The sequence below is a fragment of the uncultured Brachyspira sp. genome (genome assembly GCF_910578695.1).
In the GTDB taxonomy this organism is placed as follows: domain Bacteria; phylum Spirochaetota; class Brachyspiria; order Brachyspirales; family Brachyspiraceae; genus Brachyspira.
This window is the reverse complement of the sequence record NZ_CAJTQJ010000011.1, coordinates 1-26,331: the sequence shown is the minus strand read 5'-3', so window position 1 is coordinate 26,331 and position 26,331 is coordinate 1. Positions and strand designations below refer to the sequence as shown.

At 26.0% G+C, this 26,331-nt stretch carries 19 protein-coding genes; 9 read left to right on the top strand and 10 right to left on the bottom strand.

Translation table 11 applies throughout. The features are described 5' to 3' along the window. Nucleotides 1-241 precede the first annotated feature (241 nt). Nucleotides 242-1,366 (top strand): ABC transporter ATP-binding protein, encoded by a 1,125-nt coding sequence (locus QZ288_RS05070; protein ID WP_295155852.1) that lies wholly within the window; start codon nt 242-244, stop codon nt 1,364-1,366. Between the two features lie 115 nt (nt 1,367-1,481). On the opposite strand, the gene QZ288_RS05065 is transcribed toward QZ288_RS05070, so the two are convergent. Both QZ288_RS05065 and QZ288_RS05060 read right to left on the bottom strand, forming a co-directional pair. Next, nucleotides 1,482-2,462 carry a glycosyltransferase family 9 protein gene (locus tag QZ288_RS05065; RefSeq protein ID WP_295155851.1) on the bottom strand — a complete coding sequence of 327 codons (981 nt, stop codon included), beginning with the start codon at nt 2,460-2,462 and terminating at the stop codon, nt 1,482-1,484. 38 nt (nt 2,463-2,500) lie between these two features. Next, complete coding sequence (locus QZ288_RS05060; RefSeq protein ID WP_295155848.1) at nt 2,501-3,619, bottom strand: AI-2E family transporter; 1,119 nt, start codon at nt 3,617-3,619, stop codon at nt 2,501-2,503. Nucleotides 3,620-3,730: 111 nt separating this feature from the next. Between QZ288_RS05060 and QZ288_RS05055 the strand changes: the two genes are divergently transcribed. The 7 genes from QZ288_RS05055 (at nt 3,731) to QZ288_RS05025 (ending at nt 14,283) form a co-directional block, all read left to right on the top strand. After that, nucleotides 3,731-7,114, top strand: a complete 3,384-nt coding sequence (locus tag QZ288_RS05055) for a UvrD-helicase domain-containing protein (protein ID WP_295155845.1) — start codon at nt 3,731-3,733, stop codon at nt 7,112-7,114. 159 nt (nt 7,115-7,273) lie between these two features. Beyond that, complete coding sequence (locus QZ288_RS05050) at nt 7,274-7,987, top strand: tetratricopeptide repeat protein (protein ID WP_295155842.1); 714 nt, start codon at nt 7,274-7,276, stop codon at nt 7,985-7,987. Further along, nucleotides 7,984-9,240, top strand: coding sequence for a DNA-processing protein DprA (gene dprA / locus QZ288_RS05045; protein ID WP_295155839.1), 1,257 nt, complete (start codon nt 7,984-7,986; stop codon nt 9,238-9,240). The genes QZ288_RS05050 and dprA overlap by 4 nt, the downstream gene beginning before the upstream one ends. A gap of 46 nt (nt 9,241-9,286) precedes the next feature. Beyond that, nucleotides 9,287-11,431, top strand: a complete 2,145-nt coding sequence (topA, locus tag QZ288_RS05040; protein WP_295155837.1) for a type I DNA topoisomerase — start codon at nt 9,287-9,289, stop codon at nt 11,429-11,431. Then, nucleotides 11,377-12,324: an N-acetylmuramoyl-L-alanine amidase gene (locus QZ288_RS05035; RefSeq protein WP_295155835.1), complete on the top strand. Its 948-nt coding sequence runs from the start codon at nt 11,377-11,379 to the stop codon at nt 12,322-12,324. The genes topA and QZ288_RS05035 overlap by 55 nt, the downstream gene beginning before the upstream one ends. A gap of 52 nt (nt 12,325-12,376) precedes the next feature. Beyond that, nucleotides 12,377-13,678, top strand: a complete 1,302-nt coding sequence (locus tag QZ288_RS05030; RefSeq protein ID WP_295155832.1) for an AAA family ATPase — start codon at nt 12,377-12,379, stop codon at nt 13,676-13,678. Next, nucleotides 13,675-14,283: a hypothetical protein gene (locus QZ288_RS05025; protein WP_295155830.1), complete on the top strand. Its 609-nt coding sequence runs from the start codon at nt 13,675-13,677 to the stop codon at nt 14,281-14,283. The genes QZ288_RS05030 and QZ288_RS05025 overlap by 4 nt, the downstream gene beginning before the upstream one ends. 88 nt (nt 14,284-14,371) lie before the next feature. On the opposite strand, the gene QZ288_RS05020 is transcribed toward QZ288_RS05025, so the two are convergent. The 8 genes from QZ288_RS05020 to QZ288_RS04985 all read right to left on the bottom strand — a co-directional run bounded on the left by QZ288_RS05020 (nt 14,372) and on the right by QZ288_RS04985 (nt 25,932). Next, on the bottom strand, nt 14,372-14,908 hold the full coding sequence (locus QZ288_RS05020; protein ID WP_295155827.1) for a GrpB family protein: 537 nt from the start codon (nt 14,906-14,908) through the stop codon (nt 14,372-14,374). 202 nt (nt 14,909-15,110) lie between these two features. Continuing rightward, nucleotides 15,111-17,870, bottom strand: coding sequence for a DNA polymerase I (polA, locus tag QZ288_RS05015; RefSeq protein ID WP_295155824.1), 2,760 nt, complete (start codon nt 17,868-17,870; stop codon nt 15,111-15,113). 152 nt (nt 17,871-18,022) lie between these two features. Beyond that, nucleotides 18,023-18,427, bottom strand: a complete 405-nt coding sequence (locus QZ288_RS05010) for a DUF2752 domain-containing protein (RefSeq protein ID WP_295155914.1) — start codon at nt 18,425-18,427, stop codon at nt 18,023-18,025. A gap of 131 nt (nt 18,428-18,558) precedes the next feature. Then, a complete protein-coding gene (locus QZ288_RS05005; RefSeq protein WP_295155821.1) occupies nt 18,559-18,945 on the bottom strand; it encodes a rod-binding protein in 387 nt (128 codons plus the stop codon). A 117-nt stretch (nt 18,946-19,062) separates the two neighbouring features. Next, nucleotides 19,063-21,960 (bottom strand): methyl-accepting chemotaxis protein, encoded by a 2,898-nt coding sequence (locus QZ288_RS05000; RefSeq protein ID WP_295155819.1) that lies wholly within the window; start codon nt 21,958-21,960, stop codon nt 19,063-19,065. Nucleotides 21,961-22,037: 77 nt separating this feature from the next. After that, the gene (murJ, locus tag QZ288_RS04995; protein WP_295155816.1) at nt 22,038-23,651 is read right to left on the bottom strand and encodes a murein biosynthesis integral membrane protein MurJ; all 1,614 of its coding nucleotides are present in this window, start codon (nt 23,649-23,651) and stop codon (nt 22,038-22,040) included. A 469-nt stretch (nt 23,652-24,120) separates the two neighbouring features. Further along, complete coding sequence (locus tag QZ288_RS04990; protein ID WP_295155814.1) at nt 24,121-25,647, bottom strand: bifunctional UDP-sugar hydrolase/5'-nucleotidase; 1,527 nt, start codon at nt 25,645-25,647, stop codon at nt 24,121-24,123. 156 nt (nt 25,648-25,803) lie between these two features. Continuing rightward, a complete protein-coding gene (locus QZ288_RS04985; RefSeq protein ID WP_295155811.1) occupies nt 25,804-25,932 on the bottom strand; it encodes a hypothetical protein in 129 nt (42 codons plus the stop codon). A 51-nt stretch (nt 25,933-25,983) separates the two neighbouring features. On the opposite strand from QZ288_RS04985, the gene QZ288_RS04980 reads away from it, so the two are divergent. Then, complete coding sequence (locus QZ288_RS04980) at nt 25,984-26,115, top strand: hypothetical protein (protein ID WP_295155808.1); 132 nt, start codon at nt 25,984-25,986, stop codon at nt 26,113-26,115. Nucleotides 26,116-26,331 lie beyond the last annotated feature (216 nt).

Sequence of the window (26,331 nt, the reverse complement as noted above, 5' to 3'; positions counted from 1 at the left end):
ACTATAATGCTTTAAAAAAGCAGATTATAAATTAAATATAATATCTGTAATAAATACTCGCCTCAATCTCTACACTTGAATATGCATAAATTATTAAATTATTACAGATGATAAAACTGAAGTTAATAAAAATAAACAAAATTAGCTGAAATAAACTTAAATATATTTTTATTAATATATAATTAAATCTATATAAACAGAATAAATAATATTTAATAAATAAATTAGAGAGAGAATAAAAATGAGTGTATCTATATCTATTGAAAATGCAGTAAAAAGTTATGATAAAATTACGATAATACCTAACCTTTCATTGGATATAAAAAACGGAGAATTTTTTACCCTGCTAGGACCATCAGGATGCGGCAAAACAACTCTCCTTCGTATGATTGCAGGTTTTAATACAATAGAAGGCGGAGTAATAAAATTTGATGATAATATAATCAATGATATTCCAGCTCATAAAAGAAATATTGGTATGGTGTTTCAAAATTATGCTATATTTCCGCATATGACTGTCAGAGAGAATATTGAATATGGGCTTAAGCTCAGAAAAGAAAATAAAGAATCTATAAAGAAAAAAGTAGATGAAATACTTCAGATAGTAAAAATAGAAGAATATCAAGACAGACTTCCTGAAAGATTATCGGGAGGACAGCAGCAGAGAGTGGCTTTAGCAAGGGCAATAGTTATAACTCCGAATGTTCTATTAATGGACGAGCCTCTTTCTAACTTGGACGCTAAATTAAGAATAGAAATGAGAATTGCAGTAAAAGATATACAAAGACAAGTGGGCATCACAACTATATATGTTACTCATGATCAGGAAGAAGCTCTTGCTGTATCTGACAGAATAGCTGTAATGAAAAATGGAGTTATACAGCAAATTGGAAGCCCTGTCAGTATTTATACAAGACCTTATAATGCTTTTGTCGCTGCTTTTATAGGGCATTCAAATTTATTTTATGCAAGTATAGAAAAAGAAGGAAATGATGCATATCTTTTATTTAGATGCGGATATAAACTTAAAATGGATAATTTATTAGATGTTAAAGACAAAGATGAAGTTATTGCAGCGATAAGACCTGAAGAGTTTTTTTTGAATACTGAAAATGAAGAAGGCATAAAAGCAAAAATTATATCTAAAACTTTTCTTGGAAGATATACTAATTATTTACTGCATTTTAATGATAATGAAATTCTGCAATGTCAGTCTAGTATAGAATATTCAGAGGACTCATCATACGCAAAAAGAATGTATGAAAAAAATGAAATAATAATTTTAAAACCTAATGCTGATAAAATTAATGTATTTACTTCGGATATGAAAAAAAGCCTTATAAAAGGAGTAAAGAAATACGAATAAAAAATATATTTTATTTTTACTTTATTCATAACTCATTCTTTAATAATTATATATTAGTATATTTTATTGTTTTTAATTTATTTTATAATAAATAATAAAATACTTTTCAATATACTTAATAAACAGATAAAATATAAGGCAGTATCTCTTTAGGTTCAAGTTTTTTTAGGCAGTCAATAGTTTTGCAGCCTCTTTTAATATACTCGCAGTGAAAACTTTTTAATGCATTACAATATTTTTTTCTAGCCTCTATATTAATAGCTTTATCTCCCCTAGCTCCATAAATCAAAGGCAGAGTATCTCCGAATATTCCTATTGAATATATACCGCAGGCATTAGCTATATGCAAAGGTGCACTATCTCCGCCAATCAATGCATAAGAATGCTTTATTACAGATATAAGTTCTCTAATATTCAATTTATTCGTAAAATCATCGGCTATTACATTTCCCAATCTTTTTTTCATTTCATCAGAAAAATCTAAATCATCTTTAGAACCTATCAATATTATAGGAATCTGCTTTTCTTTATAAAACATATCTATGAGTTTAGAAAAATTATATATGCCATATCTTTTACTTATCCTAGTGGCGCCGCCGTGAACAAGCAGGGCATTTTTATAATCTCTCATTTTATTAAAACCGAATTCATTTTCTTTTTCGCTTAAAAAAATTTCGGTGTTTATTCCGTCAGTTGCTATATTTATAGGTTTTAGTACAGAAAGAATAGTATCTACTATATGCCTTTTATGTTTCTTCCAAGAAGTTTTTTTATTAAGCAAAAATCCTCTAAGCTCGCTGTTTACTCCAGCCCTTATAGGTATTTTTGCTTTATATAAAAGAGAAGCTCCGTAAAATGCTGTCGTTGCTGTAATGCCTATATCATAATTCTTACTTTTTATATATTCTAATACATTATCATCTCTGACTATTATATTATTTATATAAGGATTTTCTTTTAATATATCTATTCCCCTTATACCATTTACAATATCAATAATACAATTATTATAATGTTTTTTAACTGCCCTTATAAGCGGAGTAATAAATATTGTATCTCCTATATAATTCATTCCTATAATTAATATTTTCATCATAAACAAAACTCTTAATAATTATTTATAACAATTTATAATTATGATAATCTTCGCTTTTTTGAGATTCTTTCTTTTTTTGCTTCCAATAAACGCTCTTCATTATATATTTTCATAATTTCAAAGAATAGTATAAAACTCAAAGGTCCTAATATTATTCCGGAAAGTCCGAAGAATAAAACGCCTCCAAGTATTGAAAAGAAAATAAATAAAGGATGAAGCTCTATTCTATTTCCAAGAAGCAAAGGGCGTACAAAATTATCAGGTATAGTAATAAAAAACCAAGCACAAACAATAAATATTAAAGATTTAACAATTGCTCCGTTTATTAAAAATAATATGCCTAAAGGAATCCATATTATAGTAGTACCTATTATAGGCATAAAAGAAGCTATTATAGTAAGAAATGCAAAAGTAAATGAATTAGAAACGCCAAATACACTATACACTATAAAAGCACAAAAACCCTGAAATATTCCCGTAAATAAATTTCCAAACACTATGCCTTTTATACCCTCAGAAACCTGCTTAACCATTCTATCAATATACTTGCCGTCTATAGGAATCAATGTTCTAACCTGTGCTGATAAATATTCTCCGTCTATAAAGAAAAAAAACAAAGAAAACATCATAAATATAAATGAACTTACAAATCCGCCTGTACTTTTTAATAAACTTGCTACATTCTGAGTTAAATATGAACTTATAAAAGTTAAATTTGAAAGCGAAGTATCCTGTATTCCTTTTAATATAGTTTCCATAGAAATATCTATCGGAAGAGATTTAAGAAAATTATTTATATTAGAATTATTTAGAACTTTATTAACATCTAAATTCATAAAATATTTAATACCTATATTAGAAATATCTATAAGCTGAACTATTATAGTATAAACTAATATACTAGTAGGCACTAAAAATATAATTAAAGATATAAGAGAAAAAAGAAGTGCTAAAGTATTTTTCTTTATAATAGAAAGTTTATCAGTTTTTTTATAGCTTTTTCCCATAGCCTTTATAAAAAGAGGATTTAATACCACATAAAAGACAACGGCAAAAAATATTATCATACCGAATGGCTTTAATAATTTATACATTATAAAAATAGACAAAAATATAAAAGCTACAAAAAAGATATAGCCTATATTATTTTTATTCATAAAACCTCCAAAATAAAAAAATATAATGTTAATTAATTCATTATAATAATATAAATATATTTTTCAAGTATTTTAATTTGAATTATTATGTATTTATGTTATCATAGGAATATGGCATTCGATTTAAATGATAAACAAAAAGATATAATAAAATGTTTTGAAGATAACGGCTTATGTTTCGTTAATGCATCTGCAGGAACAGGAAAAACAAGCACAATAACAGAAATATATTTAAGGCTATTAGAAAATAGAGAAAAAGTATCAAATATAGCGGTTATTACTTTTACAAAGGCTGCTGCTAATGAAATGCTTTTTAGAATAAGAGCAAAAATAAGAGATAAAATAGATAATATAAAAAAAACAAATAATGAAGAATCTATAAAAGAACAAAAATATTGGCAGAATGTTTATAGAGATATTATTACAAGTGCAAAAATTTCAACTATAAATGCATTAGCAAATTCAATAGCAATGGAAAATGCAATGCATCTTTCTATACCTCATAATATATCAATATTGGAAGATAGCATTGATATTCAGGAAACATTAAGAAGTGAAATTTTAAATGTTTTAAGAAAGGCAGAATATACGAAAACTATACGCTCATTATATAGAATATCCACAGAAGAAATAAAAAATCAATTCGCAAATAAAATAATGCATTTTCTGCTAAAAATAAAGCCCAGACTTGAAAATATAGATAAATTTGAAGAAAAAGCATTAGAACTGACTAAAATAGATAATAAAGAATATGATAATGCATATAATAATATATATAATTACAGCATAGAACTCATAAATGATAATTTAAAAAGCGGAAAATATATAAACGAATGTAAAAATAAAATATCTGTTCTTATAAAAAAAATTGATTTGATAAAAAATAAAGATAAGATAAAAGAATTAAAAGCAGAAGATTATGAATATATAAGAACTGCTTTATATGATGTATCTGATGCAAAATTGGGAAATACTAAGCATAATGAGTTTAGAGCATTATTAAATGATTTAAAAATATTCTGCACTGATATGCTTAATTATGTTAATATACTATACAATGAAGAAAATTATAAAGATGTGATAAACTTTATAAAAGAAACATATAATCATATAGAAAAAGTAAAATCGAATATAGGCATATACTCTTATGAAGATATGATGTATAAGGCAATAGAGGCATTAGAAAATAATGATATATCAAAAGAAATTAGAGATAATATATCTGTATTAATATTAGATGAAGCACAGGATACAAGCATTCTTCAATTTGACTTCATAAATTTAATAGTATTTGGAAATAGAAATATTACAGATAAAAGCAAAACAGATAAGAAACTGATGATAGTAGGAGACAGAAAACAATCTATATACAGATTCAGAAATGCAAATTTAAATGCATTTACAGATATTCAAAAAAATTTCAGCAATTATGTCAGATATTTAAAAGATAATTATAGAAGCAATTCTATGTTAATAGATTTTTTTAATGATTTTTTTAAAAACACTGTATTTATTGATGATAATATAAATTATAAAGATGAAGATGATTTAGATTATAATAAAAAAACTAATGATAAAGCCGCATCTTTATTAATATTTAATAATAATATAGAAAATGAGAATATTCATTTGTATGCAGATGATAAAACAGAATTAGAGGCTTATGCTATAGCTGAATATATAAAAAATAATTACAGCGATGATTATAAAAATACAGTTATACTGCTTCAGACATTTAACAGATTAGACAAATATTTAAAAGCATTATCCGATTATAAAATACCATACTATATAGACGGCGGAAACAAATTCTACTCAAGAGAAGAAATAGTATTAATAAAAACATTTTTGGAGTATTTAATATTAAGAGATCATGCTAAACTTCCTGAAATTCTTAGAAGCGAATTATTTGATATTGATATTAATAATTTATCTGACTTTCTATTCAGCTTATATATAAAAGGCTTGGATATAAAAGATTATTTCCCAAAAATGAAATACAGCGAAGATAATTACAGTAAAATAGAAGAGATAGCAAAATCTAAAAATTATTATAATCAATTAAAAAAAGCTAAAGAAACTCTAAATAATATAGAAAGCAAAATACCAATGATGAATGCCTCTGAAATAATAGAAACTATATGCATTGATACTAATTTTTATAATTATTTGATGACTATGAATGATGCAGAAATCTCTTATGCTAATATAGAAAAATTAAAATCTATAGCCAATGACTTTGAAAATCATACAGGAAATAATATATATGATTTTGTACTTAATTTAAAAAATACAAATGATAATGAACCCTATTCTGCTATACCTAAATTATCAGTAGAATCTGTAAAAATAATGACAATACATAAATCTAAGGGGCTGGAATTTAATAATGTATTTGCAGCAGGGATGGGAAGTTATATAAGGTCATATTTGTCTGATTTTGATTTTATAGAAGATTCATCTTTTATAAGGCTTCCTGTAAAAAACAGATATTATAATATAGATTTTTCTAAATCAAATGCAGACATTAATAAAAAAAGCGAAATTTCAGAGAAAAAAAGATTATTATATGTGGCATTAACAAGAGCCTCTAATAATTTAATACTTTCAGGCGAGCATTTAAAAGGAGAAACCTACAGAGCATATTTAAATACATATTTCAAAAATACAGTAAAAAATTATAAAGATGATATAACAAGCGAAAATACTAAAGGCTTAATTAAAATTAATAATATAGAAAATGAATTTATAGATACATATTTATACGGGCTCTCTATAAAGCCTGAAAATGAAATAAATATAAAAAATGCCCAGACAGTAAAGCAAAAAATAAATACTCTTAATAAAGAAAATAAAAAAGAAAGTGAAAATAAAATAATAAAAAATATTAATCCTTCTCTAAATAATAATTCATTAAATAAAAATTATATTAATATATCAGATATTCTTGATAGAAAAATATCCAAACTTGAAAATGATATAAAAAATACAGATGATGATGAATACAGCGAAGATATAGAGTTTATATCGTATAAAGACATAGGTATAATTATACATAATATGCTTGAATATTTTGACTTTGATAAATACAAAAAAGAAAATGATAAATATTTAGAAAAAATAAAATCATATATTATAAAAAGCAATAATCATTATAATAAAGAACAGTTAATAGAAAGTTTAAATACGGCATTTAAAAAGCTGTTTGAAAATAAACATATACAAAATATACTGCTTGGAGAAGAAGAAATAGTATCAAGAGAGCATACATTTCAGCATTATGATGATAAAAAAATGATAACAGGAAAAATTGACATCATAACAAAAAATAAAAATAATGAATATTTTATATTGGATTATAAAACTTCAGAACAAAGCGAATATAATATAAATAAATATCAATATCAGTTAAATAATTATAAATATATGTTTCAGAAAGTATTTAATAATATAGATAAAGATAAAACAAAAACTGATATTATATTCCTAAAATAATATTTTTTTAATTATTGATTATTGATTAAAATAACTTTACTATATAGAATACAGTATATTTTTATTAATTATATACTATTATACTAATAATTTTCTTTACTTTTTCTATTATATTTTATATTATTATAGTAGAGATAAGGAAAATTAGGAAAAAATTAAATGAAAGAGATTTTTAAATATTTTATATTAATAATTTGTTTTTTATCTGCTTTATCCTGCGATAAGCAAGTATTTACGAACAGGTTTAATTTAAATAAAGCCTATAATTTATATGAAAAAGGTAAAAATGAAGATGATGATAAGGCTTTGCTTGAAATAACTTCTACATACAATAGTATTATAAATCAGAAAATATATGCTCAGGACAGACTTGCTGCAGTTTACAGAGTATTAGCAGAAAGAAGCTTGGCAAAACAGCAGTATGCATATTCAGCTAAATATTTTACAGAGGCTTTAAAAATACTGCCGAACAGCCCTTATTTAAGATACGGACTTGGAATATCTTATATGAATTTATCAGAGAGTGCTGATACTTATGAACAAAAGACTAATTTTATAAAAAGAGCAGAAAATAATATAGTGTTTGCAATAAGTAAAGATTCTAATAATGCAAACTATTATGCCGCTTTAGCATCATTAAAAGGAGTACATCAGGATAATTATGAAGAAGCTTTTGAAAATATTAAAAAAGCTGTTGAAATAAATCCTAATAATGCAGATTATTTATTTTTATTAGCCAGAATACAGTACAGCAGAAGAAATTATAATGAAGCAGTAGCAGCATATAGAAAAATACTCAATATGCCTGTTGAAAATAATTTAAAACAAACTGTTTTGAATAATATTAATCAAATTATAGGACAGCAAAATTGAGTAAAAATTGCAGTATAAAGACTTATTTGATAGCCTTGAATCAAATTGATAAAGTAGGAGATAAAAGAATATCCGAGCTTATTAATCATTATGAATCTGTAGAAAATATTTTTGAGGATAAAGAAGAGAATATAAAAAAATTACTAGAGAAAAAATTTAAATCTCAAATAGGAAATTTTTATAAAAACGAAATATTGGATAAAGCCGAAGCAATAGTAGAAAAATCAAATAATTATGGTATAGGCATACTCAGTTTATTTGATGAAGAATATCCTTTTAATTTAAAGCAAATAGATAATCCTCCGTATATACTTTATTATAAGGGCGATTTAAAAAAGCTTAGAAGAAATTCCATAGCAATAGTAGGCACAAGAGAGCCTTCCAATGAAAGCCGAAAATATTCTTTTGAGCTTGCAAGTAAATTATCATCTATGAATATAACGGTTGTATCAGGAATGGCTAAAGGAGTGGATAGAGAAGCACATTTCGGAGCAATATCTTCAAATACTAATACAGCAGCCGTTTTAGGAAATGGTATAGATAATGTTTATCCTTCTGAGAATTTGCAGATATATAATAAATTATCAGAAAAAGGTATTATAGTAAGCGAATTTGAAGTAGGAAGAAAGCCTGACAGAATGAACTTTCCTAGAAGAAACAGAATAATATCAGGGCTTTCGTATGCTGTTGTTATGGTAGAGGCAGCAAGTAAGTCGGGTGCTTTGATTACCGTTGATTATGCTCTTAATCAGGGAAGGGATGTTTATATTGCCCCTTATGATGAGAAAAAAAGCTGTTATTTCGGAAATCATAAATTATATAAAGACGGTGCTAAAATAGCTTATAATTTTATAGATATATTAGAAGATTTTGATTCTATATTCTCTAATGATGATGATTATGTAAAAATGAAATTAAAATATTTTGAAGGCGGAGATATAGAAGCTAAAACTTCAAAAAAAGATATTATATATACAAAAAATACAGAAAAAATAAAAAATAATAATGCTTCAGAAACAGCAAAAAAAGAAAAAAAGATTAATAAAACTAAAAAAAGCAGTATGGAATTAAATTTAGAAAAAGATGAAAAACTGCTTTACAATATAATAAAGCAGACAGATAAAATACATATCGATCAAATTGCAGAAGAAAGCAATATAAAAGTACAGTCAGCAGCTTCTATATTAATGCAGTTGGAGATAAAAGGTATTATAAAACAATTATCAGGAAAATATTATACTATAGAAAAATAATAAAATAATAATATATAACTTTTATAATATTAAAGGAGATTTAACTATGCCCAAGACAGCAGAAGAAAAAGTAAAAAAAACAGATAAGAAAAAAACTAAAAAAGAATCCAAAAAGAAAAAACTTGTTATAGTAGAGTCTCCTGCAAAAGCCAAAACAATTAATAGATATTTAGGCTCTGATTATATAGTAATGTCATCAATGGGGCATTTAATAGATTTGCCTAGAAGCAGACTAGCTATAGATGTTGATAATGGATTTGAGCCTGAATATATTACTATAAGAGGAAGGGCTAAAATATTAAATGACTTGAAAAAAGAAGCTAAAAAAGCACAGGAAGTACTGCTTGCAGCGGATGATGACAGAGAGGGAGAAAGCATTGCTTGGCATATAGGAAATAAAATCAGAGGGGTGAATTCTGCCGTACCTATAAAAAGAATAGTTTTTCACGAGATAACAAAAGATGCATTAAAAGAGGCTATTGATAAGCCTAGAGATATAGATATTTCAAAAGTAAATGCTCAAAAGGCAAGAAGGGTATTAGACAGACTTATTGGCTATAATTTAAGCCCTCTTCTTTGGGAAAAAATTAAAAGAGGACTTTCTGCAGGCAGAGTACAGAATGTTGCTTTGCTTATTATATGCAATAGAGAAGGTGAAATTGAGACTTTTATTCCTGTAGAATATTGGACTTTCGGTGTATTTTTAAAGCATAAAAATAAAGAATTTTTGGCAGAACTTCAAAAATATAAAGGGGAAAAGCCTGACTTAAAAACAAAACAAGATACTGAAGATATAATGGAGCATCTAAAAGACAAAACATATATAGTTACTAATATAGAAATAAAAGACAGATTAAGAAATCCTACAGCACCATATACTACAAGCAAACTTCAGCAGGCAGCAAGCAGTGCATTAGGATACAGTGCTTCAAAAACTATGCAGGTTGCTCAGTCTCTTTATGAAGGTGTGGATATAGCGGGAGAGGCTACAGGTTTAATAACATATATGCGTACCGATAGTGTAAGAATATCACCTGTTGCACAGGAACAGGCAAGAGAATTTATAGAAAAAGAATATGGAAATAATTATCTGCCTCCTGAACCTCCTGCATATTCAGTAAAAAAGAATGCTCAGGACGCACACGAGGCTATAAGACCTACCAATGTATTTTTAACTCCTGACAGCATAAAAGAATATTTAAAAACAGATCAATATAAACTGTATAAACTTATATGGGAGAGATTTGTATCATCTCAAATGCTTCCTGCTAAAATGAAAAATACAAGGGCTATAATAACTGCAGGAGAGTGCGAATTTTCTCTTTCTTCTTCAAAAATAGAATTCGACGGATTTATGAAAGTTCTTACAATAGATAAAGAAGATAAGGAAAAGGCTTCAAAAATGCCTAATTTATCAAAAGATGATATATGCGAATTTGTAGAAAATAATCCGCAGCAGCATTTTACAGCACCGCCTCCAAGATATACAGATGCTTCGCTTGTTAAAATACTCGAAGAATCGGGAATAGGAAGACCTTCTACTTATGCACCTACTATTAAAACTATAATATCAAGGCATTATGTACAGAGAAAAGGAAAACAGCTAGTACCTACCGAGTTAGGAAAGCTTGTTAATGAACTTATCAGCGAAAATTTCCCTGAATTAGTAAATATTAACTTTACAGCTGATATGGAGAGTAAACTTGATAAAATAGAAGACGATAATATAGAATGGAATAATATATTGATAGAGTTCTATCCTAATTTTTTGGATACATTGAAAACAGCCGCTGAAAATATAAATAATATGAAAGACTTTTTCAATGAAGAAACAGATTTTATATGCGAGAAATGCGGCAAGAAGATGATAAAAAGGCTTGGAAGATACGGATATTTTATTGCATGTTCAGGTTTTCCTGAATGCAAAAATACCAAAGGAATATCTTTCGGAGTATGTCCTAAATGCACAGGAGATATTACTTTAAAGAGATCCAAAAGAGGCAGAGAATTTTACGGATGTTCCAATTATCCTAAATGCGATTTTGTAAGTTGGGATAAACCTATTCAAGAGCCTTGTCCTAAATGCAATGGGCTTATGGTTGAGAAAAACATAAAAAACAAAGGATTGTTTAAAATTTGTATCAAGGAAGATTGCGGTTATTCAGAGGAAATCAAAGAAGACGAAGAATAACATTATTTTTCATTATTGTATTAGCTTTGTTTAATACTTGTCATTTACTTTATGCACAAAATAATGATAAGATAAAATTAAGTAATTTGAACATAAAAGTAGAAGATTTAAAAGAGGCTTTTAATCCTGCTGTAAATAAATTTAATGAAAAAACTATATCTACCATAATTATAGACCCCGGACACGGAGGAAAAGACCCCGGAGCTGTAGGAGTAGATAAACTGCTTGAAAAGGATATAGCTTTAGCTTTTTCACTAGAGTTAAAAGAAGAATTGGAAAATTTGCTTCCTAATATTAAAATTGTACTAACAAGAACAGGAGATACTTATCCTACTCTTGAAAAACGTTTTGAAATAGCTAATAATGCAGCAAAGATAAATACTGATAAAGCAAAAAATGCATTATTTGTAAGTATTCACGCAAATGCATCATTCAATACAAAAGCCAAAGGATTTGAAGCATATTTTGTAAGTGCTCAGGAATCAAGCGAATATGCAAAGGCTGTATCAATGCTTGAAAATGATGCTTTAGTTAAATTTGATAATATAGATACTTCAAAATATGAAAAGGATTCTAGCCAGCTTACACATAATTATATGCTTATAGAACAGTATCAGAAAGAAAGTAAATTATTAGCTGAATTAATTACTGAAGAAGTACTTAAAGTTTCGGGAGTTGCAAGAAGAACAAAACCTGTACAAAATGCTTTATTTTATGTTTTGAAAGGTGCTGTTATGCCTTCTACATTAATAGAATTAGGCTTCATTACTAATCCTGAAGATGCTAAATTTATGAATACCAAAGATACAAGACTAAAAATGGTAAAAGCTGCTGCCAAAGGCATAAAGAAGTACATAGAAGTTTTTGAAAAGACTGAAGGTTTTACAAAATAATTTTTTGTAATATAATAATACTAAATCATTTAATATATAATTTGGAATCAATATGGAACTTCAATTAAGAAACATAGGAATGATAAAAGAAGCTGATATCATATTAGACGGGCTTACTTTAATAGCTGGTGAAAATGATACAGGAAAAAGTACAGTTAGTAAAGCTTTGTATTCAATAGTAGCAGGTTTAAACAATTCAGAAATTTATTATAATATTTATATAAACAATAATATATTATCAATATTAGATGATATTAAAAGAATTTTAGATAACGAAATCATAAATAAAAATAATATTGATGCAAAATATCATTTGTTAGATACGCTACTAGATGACATAAAAGATATAAATAAAAATAATAAAGATGATATTATTTTTAATCTAAAAAGATATAATTTATACAACTGTATATCTAAAAATATAGATGAACTTTTGAATGTAAAATATAGCTCTATATCTGAAAATGAAAAAAAATATTTCAGTATAGAAATACAAAAAAAATCAGAATTTGGTAATCAAATGGCTTCATTTTATTCAGAAAAATCAAATATATCTATTTTATATAATAATAATAAAATAATAGATTTTCAAATAAACAGCAATAGAATCGATACCAATATTCCTATTGGTAATATATATGCTAAAGATATAACATATGTAGAGACCCCTTTTATATTTTATGTTATGGATAATTACTTAGATGGATTTAATATTTTTGAAAGAAGATATATAAGAAATATGATAAAGGCTAAAAATCACATACATGATTTATTTGAAAAAATAACTTTACTTAATAATATAGATGAAACATATTTAAATATTGATAATACTATAACAAGCATAAAGTCATTTTCTAATTATATTAGAAAAAATATTGGAGGTTATATTGAATATAATAATGAAAAAAGAAAGTTTCTATTTACAAAAGGAAATAATGAAATAGAATTATCTAATACTGCTGTAGGTATAAAATCTTTTGCTATAATAGATTTGCTTTTAAAAGCAGGTATTTTCAATGATAAGCATATTTTAATACTTGATGAACCTGAAGTACATTTACACCCTAAATGGCAAATTGAATATGCTAAACTTATGGTAAAAATGGCAGAAGAATTAGATATACAAATTTTAATTAATTCTCATAGCCCTTATTTTATAGAAGCTGTACAAAAATACTCAGAAAAGTCAGAAAAAATTGCGGATAAAACTAATTTTTATTTAAGTGAAAAACAAGATGACGGATATGCTCTAATAAAAAATGTTAATGATGATATAGAAAGCATATATAAAACTTTAGCTGATGCCTATAGAAAATTAGATAAAGATACATTATGGAATGAAGCAAAAAAATGACATCAGAACGGATAACTATAATTACGAACCGATTAAAAGATATATTGAATACAGATTTTGATAATTGTAAAGATAAAATATCGGAAGTGTGCAAAGATATCGATAAAAACATAAGTAAAATAACTTTAGATACAGAAGTTTTTAATTTTGATAAAATAACTTCTAATCTAAAAAAGAATAATAAACCAAAATCTGCCGATATGATACATATACAGGATAATATAATATATTTAATAGAGTTCAAAAATACATCTTTATTAATAAACTCTAAAAGCAGTAAAGATTTCAAACAAAAATTAAAAAATGAAATAAAATTGAAAGGTATAGAAAGTTTAATAACTATACATAAAATCATTAATAAAATGATAGATGAAAATATTAAATTTAATTCTATCTTAAATTTGAATATATATTACTATTTAATAGTAAATGAAAATTCAGATAATTATACTTCACAAAATAAAATAAATAGAGACAGAGTTAATATAAATGAAGATTGTGCAAGATTAACAACTGATTATAAAAACCGTTATTTTAAAGATGTTAAAATTTCAAGCTTTGAAAGTTTTGAAAAAGATTTCATAAAAAATATTTCTAAACAATAAAAAAATTAATAAAGCAGTGTTTCATAATAATATTAATCCATAAATAATATAGATGTATAAAAAATTGCAATAAATACATTATCTAAATTTAATTATTTTTATAAAACTCTAATGCTGTTTGTTCAGTATCTTTTATAAATCTATCTTTATAATTGCAATATAATTCAATATCATTATTACAATTTTTCAAAGCTTCCAATTTTATTTTCACATATTCTTCTGCAATATCTTTATTAGCCCTTAAAAAATCCCTAAAAGCTAAATGCCTTTCTATATCAAATTTATTATTAATATCAAATATATGAATATGGGAAAATCTTTTTTCTATTCCATTTTTATCAGTATAGTCTTTAATAAAAAATCTTCTTTTTGATATTCCATTTTCTCCCATAGCTTTATATCCTATATCAGAAAAATCATCATTATAAGAATCAACTTTATTTATATCATCTACTGCAGCTAATATATCTATAATAGGTTTTGCTTTTAAATTTTCTATCGATGTGCTTCCTATATGATAAATATTTATTAATATAGATTTAAGAATATTTTTAATTTTTTTTTCTTCTTCTGTATATAAATTATTCCAATTATAATCATAATCAGCAATTTCAATTATTTTCATTTATAAACTCCAAATAATAAAATCATTAAAAATAATATTATACTGTTTTTTATTATATTTTAAATATGCATATTTAGGCGTACTTATACAAAGAAATAAAAAATTCAAATTAGTTTAAAATCATACTAATAAAAAAACATTTATACATATTTACAATAAAATTCTTTTACTTTAATTAATAATATTTTATGAACTCAATTAATTAATGAATCTCTCCCCAGCTGTTTCCTTTATGTATATCTACAATTATAGGGACATTTGTTTTTACAGAATGCTCCATTATCTCTTTCATTATAATCATAGCCTTATCAGCCTCTTTTTCAGAAACTTCAACTACTAATTCATCATGAACCTGCATAACTATCTTGGCAGTTTTTAAATGATTTTTAAACTCTTTATGTATAGCCGACATAGCAACTTTTATCATATCAGCTGCACTTCCCTGAATGAGAGTATTTAAAGCCATTCTCTCAGCCTCATTTCTAGCCATAGCATTAGATGAATTTATAGTTTTTGATAAATCTCTAATTCTTCCGCACATAGTACGAACATAGCCTTTATTTCTTACTTCCTCAACAACTTCCTCGCAGAAAGGCTTTACTTTGGAATATGTTTCAAAATAACCTTTTATGAAATCTTCAGCATCTTTTCTTTTTATTCCAAGCTCTTTTGAAAGTCCGAATGCTGTTTTTCCGTAAATGATAGAGAAATTTATTATTTTAGCTGTGTTTCTCATTGAGGCAGTTACATGCTCTTTACTCACAGAATATATTTTCATCGCTGTTTTTCTATGAATATCATCATTATTTTTGAATGCTTCAACTAATGCAGGATCATTGCTGAAATGTGCTAATAATCTTAATTCTATCTGAGAATAGTCAGCAGCTATAAGCAAATTTCCTTTCTCTGCTATAAATGTATTTCTTATATCGCGTCCTTCTTCGCCTCTCACCGGAATATTTTGCAAATTAGGTTCTGATGATGATAAGCGTCCTGTAGCTGTTACTGTTTGATTGAAAGATGCATGTATTCTTCTTGTTTTTTCATTTATTAAAGTAGGGAAAACATCAAGATAAGTATTTTTTAATTTTGCATACTTTCTGTATGTAAGCATATATTCAGCTATTTTTTCTTTCTGAGCAAGTTCAGTTAATACTTCCTCATCAGTAGAAAACCCTGTTTTAGTTTTCTTAAGAGGAGCTATTCCCATCTTATCAAATAATATATATTCAAGCTGTTTAGGAGACTGCAGATTAAACTCTTCGCCTGCTTCTGAATATATTTTCTCTTTAGTTTTTTCCAAAAGCAAAGTATATTCATCTGACAATGATTTCATTTTTTCGCTGCTTATATAAACGCCGTCAAATTCCATATCAGCAAGCACATTTACAAGAGGCATTTCTATATTGAAAAATAATTCTTCAAGATTATGAGTTTTTAAAAGCGGAGCAAAGCATTCATAAAATCTAAATGTTATATCAGCATCTTCGCATGCATATTCAACAACATCTTTTAAAGGAGCATCTAATAAAGTCTTTTTAGCATTGTCCGTCAAATCGCTGTATTTAATAGTATTATATGAAAGATAAGCAATAGCCAAATCGTCCATATTATATCTTCCTCTTGTAGGATTAATCAAATAAGCAGCCACCATAGTATCAAAATATAAATTCCCGAAACTTTTATTAATAGCCCTCATCATTTTGTATTCATATTTAAGATTATGTCCTATGATTTTTATATCTTCTTTTGCTAAAGTTTCAAATACAAGATTCATACACTTTTCTTTATCTATATTTGTTCTTCCGCTTAAATCCAAATAAAATGCTTCATTAGATTTTATTGCAAAAGAAATTCCTATTATAGTATCTTTAAATATATCTAATCCTGTAGTTTCAAAGTCTATGCATACAAGTTTTTTGCTGTTAATATCATTTAAAAGATTTTGAAGCTCTGTTTCATTTTCTATTAAATAATAACTAGCTTTATTATCCTTAGCTGTCAGTATAGCAGTTTCTTCTTTTTCTATATTATTAGAATCTTCATTATTTGATATTTTTACCTTATCATCTTTTTTTGAAGAAGAACTATATATATAAGAATTGATTTTATCTCTTATCTGCTTTAATTCTAATTCATCTAATATTTTATTAACTTCATCAATATCAATTTTACTGCTTGCTATCTCATTATAATCCAAATTAAAATCTTTTATATTTCTTTCAATAGAAGCAAGTTTATAGCTCATATATGCATTGTCTTTTGATTCAATCAATTTTTCCTGAAGTTTTCCTTTAATAGAATCTATATTTTCATATATTCCGTCTAAACTATCATACTCCTCAAGAAGTTTTACAGCCGTCTTCTCCCCTACTCCCTTTACTCCCGGTATATTATCTGAAGCATCTCCCATAAGAGCAAGCAAATCTATTATTTGATTAGGATAAACTCCTCTTTTTTCTTTAACAGTATCTCTATCATACTCCATAAGCTCATTATCTTTATTGCTGGCAACTACTCTTACATCATCATCTACAAGCTGAAGTATATCCTTATCAGGAGAATAAATAATAGTTTTGATATTCTCTTTTTTATTTTTTTCGGAAATAGTGCCTACAATATCATCAGCCTCATAATTATCTAAAACTATTCTCGATATCCCCAAAGCATCTATAAGCTTATAAAGTATAGGTATCTGGCTTCTTAAATCATCAGGCATACTCTCTCTATTCTCTTTATACTCTTTATATATTTCATTTCTAAATGTTTTTCTTGAACTGTCCAATGCTATAGCTACATATTCTGATGGATATGTATTAATAAGCGAGAAATAAGTTCTCATAAAACCATTAATAGATGAAACATTCTGCCCTTTAGAGTTTAAAAGAGGTCTTTTCAAAAAAATAAAATGGTATCTGTAAAGTATACCAAAAGCGTCAATAATAAGAAATGTTTTTTTCATAATGCTGCTATTATACTATTCTTTAAGAAATAAGTAAATATTGAGTTATATAGGTTTACAAAATATTTAAGTTATTGATATATGATATAGTTTAATATTTATAATATATTCTTTGCTATACTGTATAAAATAATAAATAATAACAAAAATATTTATTTAAATGCATCTATTAGTATTTTAAATAAAGTATAAAACTGACTGTTATAATTATATGTAAAAGGCTCTTCATTTGGAAAGAATAATATAAATCTAATAATATATACTAATATAAAAATTAATATTATTGATATAATGATATAATTATTATTATAAATATATTCTGCTATCTTTAACTTTTTTTTAAATATGATTACAAAGAAAATAATACTTGGAAATATAAACAAAGGATGATAATAAAATGCTTTTCTAAAATTGAATTTTGATATTTCTATATAAGCCCTTGTCATGCCGCAGCTTGGACATGGGAAGCCTGTAATATTTCTAATTAAACATAATTGATTTATAGTAAAATAATATTTGTCGATATGCTTAATGCTGTCATAGTTTATGAAAAGCATTATAAAAGATATAAATACAAGCTTCAATATTTTAATCATAAAATTAATAAATATTTAATAAAATAAAAAAAATCCGTCTGCTTCTTTTTATAAAAAACATTTTCTGAAATAAAATAAAAAGAATTAAAATATCAAATATATTTTTCCATTTGATTATATATTACATCAGCAAGTCCGAAAGTTTTTGTTTTTGAAAATTCTTTTGAATATTCATCATAAAGCATATCTTCAAATATCTGCTCTGCCATTCCTCCGTCTATTAAACCGCTTTTATTAACAGTTTTTCTCATCTCTTTTAGCATCTGATTAATCATCAAAGCCTCAAAATCTTCTGAAACTTGTCTTAAACGCTTTTTCTCTAAATCTTTATCGTATTTCGATGATACTGCATTATTATTATTTTCTTTAGAATTAGATTCTATAGTGAATTTGGAACTGCCGTATTGTTTTTTAGTATTTTCTAATTTAGAAAAATTAGCACTATTCATACTTAAATTATATTTATCAGTGATATTCATAAACTATTCCCATAAAAATTATTCTTATAAAATTTTATCGGAAAAGTAAAAAAACTTATTATTATTTTTTATAATAAAAAAGTCTAAATCTCATAGAAATTCAGACTTTAATTTTTATTACCAAGTTACAATATATTCAGTATAAATATAGCCCTTACTTATAGATTTTGTCATTCTCACCTTAGAGCCATTGGGGTACTTAAATCTAAATATATTTTTTATAATTTCATCATAATAAGTTTCTATCATAGAATCATAATTAGGGAAATAATGCAGATGATAAATAATGCGTCCTTTTTCAGCTTTAACAACCTCTACATAAATATTCTTAAACATTCTATTACTAAAATTAACAAATACATCAGCTAAAGCATTCTTTTTTGCAACTTTAATAAATAATTTTCTTAATATATTAAATTTCTTAAAATCATATCTGGCTTTTTCTCTGATGCCTTCTCTTGCACCGTCATAAAACTCATTCATTATAGAAGTCATAGGTATGAAGCATGATGTAGATAGAGGATATTTCTTTCTAAATTTAGTCTTTTTGACATCCTTAAATATTTTTCTGCATTCTTCAGGCATTTGTTCTAAAAGTTTTTGGAATTTTTCTTTTCCGAAAGTAGAAATAACAAATTTATAAATGCTTTGAACAAATAAATGTCTGCTGTAAGCTCTGTCGCCTTCATTGATAATTTTTATTTTTTCTTTAATAACATCTTCAAAATCTTTTATAACATAATTGGACATTTCTTTTTCTAACATATCAACAGAATCTCTTGCAACATTAGAAATCTGTTCTGTCTCTTTCACAAGTTCAAATACATTTCCTATTTGACTTCCCATATCCTGTGTTTTAGAAACTATATCATCGCTGTTTTGAGTTACAAGCTTCATAGCCTCATCATTTTTCTTAGAGAAGTCAGAAAGATTTACTAAATCATCTTTAGCTGCAGATATTCTGTTATGCAAATTAGTATATTCTTCTTTAATATCTTTAACAGCATTATATAAACTCTCTATAGATACGCTTATCTCTTTCGTAGAATCATATTTTTCATCAGCAACCTTTTTAACCTTAGTCATAGTATTAACAAAATTCTGAAGCTTAACTAACATATCTTCTGTTGTTATTATTCTTTCAGTCATACTAGACATAATAAGATTCATCTCTTTTTCTATATCTCTCAATATATTCCAAGCCTTCTCGGACTGCAAATTTGTAGTAGCAGATAATTTTCTAATCTCTTCAGCAACAACCGAAAAACCTTTACCCTGCTCCCCAGCATGTGCCGCCTCAATAGCTGCATTCATAGCAAGCATATTTGTCTGCTGAGATATATCAATCGTAGAATTTACAAAATCTGTAATACCTCTTATAGATGCTATAAGCGATTTTGTGATATTTTCTGTTTTAACTATTTTTGCCTTACTATCTTCAGCCAAAGATACTAAATGTTCTGATTCTTCTTTAGATTTTCCTATAGAAATGGATACATCATGCATATCTTTCTGCATAGTAACTGTTAATGAATTAATTTGATTTAAGCTGACTGACTGATCATCAATTTTACTTTGAAGCTTATTAGTAATATCATTAATAGAAATTAATTCAGCCAAGCTGGAAGCTATAATTTTATATATTTCTAAATTACTGCTTTCTACATGTTTGAATTCAGTTTGCTGCGAAGATATATTATCAATTATAAGCCCTACAGATTCTGTCATAGCAGCTGCTGAATCGTATATATCTGCCATTTTAAGTTTTAAAGCATTGCTTTGCTCTCTTGATACTTTAAGAGTTTTAGATACGCTTGAAAATACATGCTGAACCATATCAAAAAATATTCTTATCCAAGTGCTTAAATTTCCAAGCGAGTCTTTAGAATGAATTTTGCTGACATTTACAAATATATTATTATCAAATACACCCGATTCTAATTCCTGAGAAATTCTTTCTAAAGGTTTTAATGAAAAAGGTATCGTTATATTTAATACTATTATAATAATAAAAACTGCAATTATTAATATTACAAATATAGTATTATTAGTTGCATTTAATACATCATAAAAATAGTTTGCAGGAACATACATAATCATATTATATACAGGATGATTAGCAAATTGATTATAAAACATACTGTATGAAGCATTATCTGCAGTATAATTAGTTCTTATTCTAAGATTTGTATAAAAAGTTACATTCTCAATAGATTTTCCAAGCCATTCTACATCATCTAAATTATCAAGTATATAATCAGGGTTATCATGATAAACTATTTTTTTATTTCTTGAATCAAAAATTACAGCATTAAAAGGACCTGTTTTTACTATATTAGTAATAGCTTCATATACTATATCTAAAGAAACATCTGATAAAGCAACCCCTATAAGATTATCATTAATGCTTGAATATATAGGAGATGAAAAAGAAATTACTTTTCTAGGCTCATCTACATTTTTTAAATAAGGAGAAGAATAATAAATATATTGAGGTCTTTTAGATTCCCTATTCCAATTATCTGGAAGAGCTAAATAATAAAATTCTTCTCTATTATAATTATCGAGAGCCGCTTCTATTTTAGGCTGCATATTTCCTGTATCGCCTACATCATACAAATACAAAGAATGTATGCCTCTCATATAAGGATTATTTTCTACAATATTAGGTTCAAAATATATGCCGTTAGCTATTACATGATGAAGTCCTGTCTGAGCTTTATGAAAACGGTAAATATTTTTTCTGAGATTCCCTGCTACATCGCCGACAGTCCCAGTAGAATATAAATCATAAGATACTGTAGCCAAATCTGATAATCCGATAGTTCCTACTCCTGTAGAAGTTACAATATTATCAAATGCATAATATATATCATGAAAATAATTCCACGCCATTCCCATAGCTGAATCATACAAAGATTTTTTATTCGTTTTAGTATTTATAAAAATAGCAGGAGATAATGATAAAATTACAACTATGACAACCAATAAAAGTACCTTATTTTTTAAGCTCATATAAAAAACCTTAATTATTTAAAAATTACTGCTTAGATTATCGGATATTTTAAATTTATTATTTAAGAATGATATTACTATTTTTTTATAAACTTTCTCAATAATTTTCCTTTAAACATATTAATAAATGAAACAAAATCATCATTTTTCAATATAATATTTATTAAAGAATATGATATCATTCCAAATAATATTACTATAAATACTTTAAATATAAAAAATAATCTAGAATCTGCAGCATTTGATAATAAATAATATTTTGCCCCGTAAACAGAAGCCGCCATAAATAAACTAGCAGCCAATGTCTTTATAATTTCAATCTTTTTATTTATTATAGATTTTACCGCCATTCTTTTCATAAGCAATATATATAGTATACAAAAAGATACAATATTTGCAATAACACTTGATATAGATATGCCCATAATATCAAATTTAAATATATAAACGCATAAATAATTACTAAAAGCATTGATAATGAATGCAAAAAATGCTGTATATACAGGAGTTTTCATATCCTTCATAGCATAAAATGACTGTACAAGTATTCTATAACTAGCTACAAAAAACAATGATACGGACAAATATCTTAAAGCACTTGATACAAGATATGTAGATTTTGAAGAAAAAGCCCCATATTCAAATATCATTCTCACAATCTCCTTACCTAATACCATAAATCCGAATGCAGAAGGAATAGTAATCAAAGCAACCAGCCTTAAAGAATAAGCCAAAGTTTCAACAGCTTCATCTTTTTTATTATTGATTATCAATCTGCTTAAAGTAGGAAGCATTACAGTGGCAACGCTTACAGCAAAAACACCTAGTACAAATTCATGTATTCTAGTAGCAAAAGTAACAGCTGATACCCTGCCTTCTCCAATAGCACCTGCAAATGCAGTTGATACAAGTAAATTTATCTGATATATGCTAGCCCCGAAAATACCGGGAGCAAATAGCTTTATCATCTTTATAACATAAGGTTCTTTGAAATTAAAATAAGGTTTGAAGCTGAATCCTTGTTTATATACAAAAGGCATTTGATAAGAAAACTGTACGAATCCTCCAACTAATACGGCAAATGCAAATACATAAGACATATTGCTGAAAAAATTAGGAAGAAAGAATTTAAAAAATAAGGCTGATAATATAATAACAGCATTTAATAAAATAGGACTTGCCGCTGATATAGAGTAATATCCTCTTATATTAAGTACTCCCTGCATTAAAGCCGCTAATGATATAAAAAATAAATATGGAAACATTATTCTTGATAAATCTGATGCAAGATTAAGTGCCTGCATATTATTATCTGCCGATTTATAAAGTATTTTCACAAGCAAAGGCGATATTATTATTCCAATTAGAACAATACCTATAAGTATTAATCCAAGCAATGTAAATACAGCTCTGAAAAATTTCTTTGATTCTTCGCTGCCCTTCTCTTTTTCAAGCTCTGTAAATACAGGTATAAAACTCGCTACCATATTACCTTCAGCAAATAATCTCCTTAAAAGATTAGGAAGCATAAAGCCTATTGCAAAAGCATCGGCTATAAATGTAGTTCCAAGCAAAGCAGCCTGTATTTGATCTCTCAGAAGTCCGAATATTCTGCTTACTGTAGTTACCAATGACATTTTTAATGATGATTTGGCTATCTTTTCTTTATCTATCATTTTACTTTCTGACATACCGCCTCTAACTATATCTAACAAAAAAATATTTATAATAAAAAAATATTACTGATATCATTATACAATAACAGCATATTAAAAATATAAATCAAAAAGCGATAAAAAACAATCAGTATATTTTACTTAACATAATATTTTATTCTTAAAAATATTTTTAAATTAAAAAAATTATTTTTTAATTAACAAAAATAAATAGAAATTAAATAAAAAATATAAAGTGTGTATATATAAATAGAATATAATTTACATTTAAATAAAATATGATTTACACTATTTACTGTCATAGAAAATTTATTCTCTGATAATGACAAAGAAAAATTTAAATATATGATAGAAAATAAAGACAGCAGAAAAGCCAGCATATTTAAAAATGATATTCTTAATTTAGAATTTGAAGAAGATACAATAACCAATTTCTTTAAGGTTATTAGAAAAATAGATTAATAAAAACTTCAAAATAATAAAATTATTTAAATATTATACGCTCTGTATTGTCAATAGCATTTTCAGGAACATTTTTATATTCTTTTAAAGTTTTTATTATTAAATCTCTTATATCAAGTCCTGTATGTATAATATTTTCGCCGTATTGAAATAAAGGCTTTCCGCTTTCATCAATATATTTTTCGCCTCCGTTAAATATATAGTCGGCAGCGGCTACAACATATTTTTCATTATCATTTATAGCTCTGCCATTTATGTAGGATTCTAAAAGTTTTCCATTACTGTCGAAATTAATAATGCAGTCTTTTGAAACCTGTAAAAATGCTCCCTCCCCTTTTCTCGAAGCTGATAACTCTAATATATTTTTTAACTGACTGCCATTTAAAGTTGTAATTACAATAAGATTGTCAAAAGGAAAAAATTCATACATATCGCCCAATGTAACTTTTCCGCTTGGAAGCTCTCCTCTTAAAGAACCTGAATTAATTAATGCTATATCAATACCGTCCTGAGATGATGCTGCTATATCTGAAACGAAATTTCCTAAAGCAGTGGATTTGTTTCTAACATTTTCATCTGTTAAGGCATAAGGCAAAGAAGCTATTTCTATATTAAACTCCTTATCAACTTTGCTTTGCATTTCTTCTATTTTAGATAATACGGCTTCATCTTCTTTTATAGTTTCATCTAATCTTGTAAGTTTATAATTAGGGTAAGCATATTTTCCATCTTTAAATATAATATCAATAGTGCCTATATACTCGCCGTATTGTCCTGCCTGAACTATAGTTGTATTTCCTATAATAACAGGATTCTTTAATAAAGTATGAGTATGTCCGCCTATTATAATATTAAATATATCAGGCATCTCCAATGCTATTTTTTTATCAGTATCTAATCCTGCATGACTTAGTAAAATTGTTATATCATTAGTTGTATTTAATGGTATTTCTTTTAAAAGATTTTTTAAAGATGATATTTCATCTTCTATATCTATATAATCAAGTCCCTGAATAATATTCATCTTTTCGCTTTGCAGAACTCCTATTACAGCAGTATTTATGCCGTTAATATTTGTTATTATATATGGAAGAGTATAATTTTCGCCTGAGGATTTTACTTTAACATTGCATGCTATTGTAGGGAAATTTCTGCTTTCTATAATTCTGTTTAACTGCTCTATTCCAAAATCAAACTCGTGATTGCCGAGAGCTGATACTTGTATTCCCATATCATTCATAAGTTCAGCCTCGTCCATACCCTGATAAACAATAGAAAATACGCTTCCTGTAATTGTATCTCCTGCATGCATAACTATAACATTTTCATTTTCTTCTTTTACTTTATCGATAAAAGTTTTTCTTCTGGCAGCACCGCCGTATCTGTTTGTAGAATTATCTTCTTTAGAAACCGAAATAAACTCTTTATTTTTTGAATGAGTATCATTAATATGAACTATTGTAAATACTTTATCTTCGCTTGCTTTATTAGAGCATGATAAAATTAAGCATAATAAAATAAAAATAATAAATAAATATAAGTTCTTCATTTTTGATATCCTATTCTTTAAGAATAAATTAATAATACAGCATCAGCTTTAAAAGTCAATGATTTAATATAAATAGGTTTATTATTAAAAAATAAATTTCAAAGTTTGTATATTATACTTTATGACTTCAAAACATATTATTTTGAAATTAAAATATTAAAAAATATCTACTAAAATAATAATTCCATGTTTGGCTTTAGGCTTTTCTCCTTTCATAATGCAGTTTACAGAGAGTATTTTATTTGTATATTTCAATACTTCTATTTTAAAGTTTGGTGTAAGCATAGACTTATTGCTTTACAGAATACTTAAAATCTGCATTTTTGGCTATATATAGTGAAAAATAATACTATTATACTTACTTTATTTATGGAAAATAAAGTGATGGCTGTATTATTAGCCGACTTTATAGCTGTATGCACTGCTGTAACATTATTTGCAATATATTTCAAAAAATTAATAAATTAAACATCAATTAATATCTTTATCATTATAAGGAATAATAATTATATATTATACTAATGTCTTATTATTATGTTAATAAAATATTTTATTATTAAAAATCATAAAATTATTATTAATAAAATGTTATATCAATATAGCATTTTATTGAAAATACAAAAAATATTGGGGCTGTCCTAGATAACTAAAAAAGCTCCTTTTTTGCTAAATTATATATAATTT